At 69.3% G+C, this 908-nt stretch carries 1 protein-coding gene; it reads right to left on the reverse strand.

Annotation, left to right across the window (positions count from 1 at the left end):
* Positions 1-72: 72 nt before the first annotated feature.
* The coding region (locus AX690_RS01790) for an efflux RND transporter periplasmic adaptor subunit (protein WP_066730221.1) at positions 73-908 on the reverse strand (836 nt) is incomplete at its 5' end.

The following is a 908-nucleotide window of genomic DNA, read 5'->3' on the forward strand; positions in this document are numbered from 1 at the left end:
CAACGCCCCTTCACCGACATCGAGAGTAAGCGACCGATCATTTCGGCGTGTCTCCAGAATAGCGGTTAGGGGTCAGTCTTCTTCCGAGCTCTTGCCGAGTTCGGCCTTGAGCAAGAAGGCGTTCTTGACCGCCAGGGTCTCGCCGCCTTTCAGACCATCGACGATGACGACACGTCCGCCGCTGCGCTGACCGGCCAGCACGTGCTGGACACGGAAGCCCTCCTTTGTCCGCACGAACACCACGTCGTTGCCGTTGACCGTCTGGACGGCCTCTTCGGACACGACGATCCCGCTGGAGGTCGACTGGCGCGAGGTGATGCGGGCGCGGACCAGCTGGCCCGGCTGCAACTGCCCTGCCCCGCCCGTCAGGGTCAGGACGACCGTGGCGCTGCGGGTTTCCTCGTTCACGCCTGGCGTCACGGAGCGGACGACGGCGGTGCGGGTTTCGCCGCCGGTCGTCTCGACGATGGCCTGGTCGCCGGGCTGAATGCGCCGGGCGTCGACGGCGGTAACCGAGGCGTTGACCTGGATCTTGGCCGGGTCGGAGATGCGGAAGAGTTCGGTCTCCGGCGCGACGAAGGCGCCCAGGCTGGCGGTCATGGCGGTCACGCGGCCGTTGATCGGGCTGATGACGGCGACATAGCCACCCGATACCGCCGAGGCGCCGGCCGCGGTCGCGGCGCGACGGGCCTCGGCCTCGGCCACGGCCACTTCGGCCTGGGCGGTCTCATAGTCCTGGCGCGGGCTGACCTTCTGTTCGAAGAGACGCTTCTCACGGGCCAGGTTCTTGCGGGCCAGGTCGGCCTTGGCCGAGGCGACGCTGCGGTCGGCCGAGATCTGGGCGGCCTCGCGGCTGGAGACCAGGGCCAGGGTCTCGCCGGCCCGCACGGGGTCGCCGAGGCGCTTGG

The sequence above is a fragment of the Caulobacter sp. CCH9-E1 genome (genome assembly GCF_001556515.1).
Lineage (GTDB): Bacteria > Pseudomonadota > Alphaproteobacteria > Caulobacterales > Caulobacteraceae > Caulobacter.